Origin of the sequence: Paracoccus spongiarum (genome assembly GCF_030732095.1) — a bacterium.
Lineage (GTDB): Bacteria > Pseudomonadota > Alphaproteobacteria > Rhodobacterales > Rhodobacteraceae > Paracoccus > Paracoccus spongiarum.
In genome coordinates, this window is sequence record NZ_JAVAMQ010000060.1 from 1 (window position 1) to 1,361 (window position 1,361).

The 1,361-nt window shown below is 63.5% G+C and carries 3 protein-coding genes; all 3 read left to right on the forward strand.

Translation table 11 applies throughout. The features are described 5' to 3' along the window. On the forward strand, nt 1-307 hold a 307-nt coding region (locus tag Q5Y72_RS19650; protein ID WP_305965073.1), incomplete at its 5' end, for a hypothetical protein. After that, nucleotides 304-729 (forward strand): VRR-NUC domain-containing protein, encoded by a 426-nt coding sequence (locus tag Q5Y72_RS19655; protein WP_305965074.1) that lies wholly within the window; start codon nt 304-306, stop codon nt 727-729. The genes Q5Y72_RS19650 and Q5Y72_RS19655, both read left to right, overlap by 4 nt. Next, on the forward strand, nt 726-1,361 hold a 636-nt coding region (locus tag Q5Y72_RS19660; RefSeq protein ID WP_305965075.1), incomplete at its 3' end, for a helix-turn-helix domain-containing protein. The genes Q5Y72_RS19655 and Q5Y72_RS19660, both read left to right, overlap by 4 nt.

Consider the following 1,361-nt stretch of genomic DNA (forward strand, 5'->3'; position numbering starts at 1 on the left):
TCGTGGACAAGACCGCCAACAAGGCGCGGGGGCGGAAATGAACGCCATGACCCCGATCACCGCATCCAACGCGAATTGCAACAGTACGGATGCCACGTCCTGCCCCGCCGACTGGCCCGCCCAGCGCCTGGAAGAAGCGCGCGGCATTGTCGCCGATTTCGTCCCTCACCCGGACAGCCTGATCATCCTCGCCTGCCGCGCTATCGCTGCGCACAGTCCTGACCCGCAAGAATGCCGCGAAGCACTCGCTCTGGCCGGTCTGCTGATCGCCGTGTCGAACCGCAAACCGAAAGGCGGTGACGCATGACCCGCCGCACCCCTGAGGCTGACATTCAGCGCGCCATCGTCCACATCCTGCGCATCGTTCTGCCCCGCGATGCCATCATCCACCATTCCGCCAATGAGGTGGGCGCAGGAGGCAAAGCCGCTCGCCAACACCAGGCGATCCTCACCGGCATGGGCGTGTTTCCGGGCTTCGCCGATCTGATCGTCCTGACCGGCGGTCAGGTGCTGTTTCTGGAAGTGAAAAGCCCGTCAGGCCGTCTCAGCCCGGCGCAGAAGGCGTTTCGCGACATGGTGAAAGCCCAGGGCTTTGGCTGGGCGCTGGTGCGCTCGGTCGAGGACGCGCTGGGCGCCTTGGCCGATCACGGCATCACCACGCGCGTCCAGGCCATGAACGCGCGCAAGCGACACAACGCCAGCGCTGCACTGCGGAGGAAAGCCGGATGAGCCATTTCGCGACCAACTGGGCCATCCTGCAGCGCGGGCTGAAGCCTTCGACCAAGATCGTCCTCTGGCATCTCTGCGACCGGCACAATCCCGATTTCGGCTGCTTTCCGACTCAGGCGCGGCTGGCGGCGGATTGCGAGATCAGCCGGTCCGCCCTGAACGACCATCTCCGCAAGCTGGAACTGGCCGGTCTGATCCGCCGCTGTGCAAGCGTCGATCCGGTGACAAAGCGCCAACAACCGACCCGCTACATTCTCGGCTTCGAGGAAGGGTTCGACGACCCTGAATCCGAGCCGTCTCCGGAATTCGGACATGGCGATTTTCCCGGGTTTTCAGAGAATGATCCTGACGGCGAAAGCTGTCCAGTGTCGGCCAATGCCGTGAACCCGTGTCCGGAATCTGCACACGGAGCCGTGTCCGGATTTCGGGCAAAGCCGTGTCCGGAAAATGGCGATTCCCGTGTCCGGAATCCGGACACTAACCCTGTAAGAGAACCATTAAGGGAACCAGTAAAGGAGGAGGAGGGCGCGCGAGCGCGCGATGATCGATTTGAAGAGTTTTTTGGCGCGCTGCTCGACGCCCTCGGTTTTGACACCAACGCCGGTCTTCCGGGCTGGTGGCAGGGCTGGCCG

Coding starts and splice junctions, on each gene's coding strand:
- Q5Y72_RS19655 (WP_305965074.1), top strand. CDS start 304: ATGACCCGCCGCACCCCTGAGGCTGACATTCAGCGCGCCATCGTCCAC.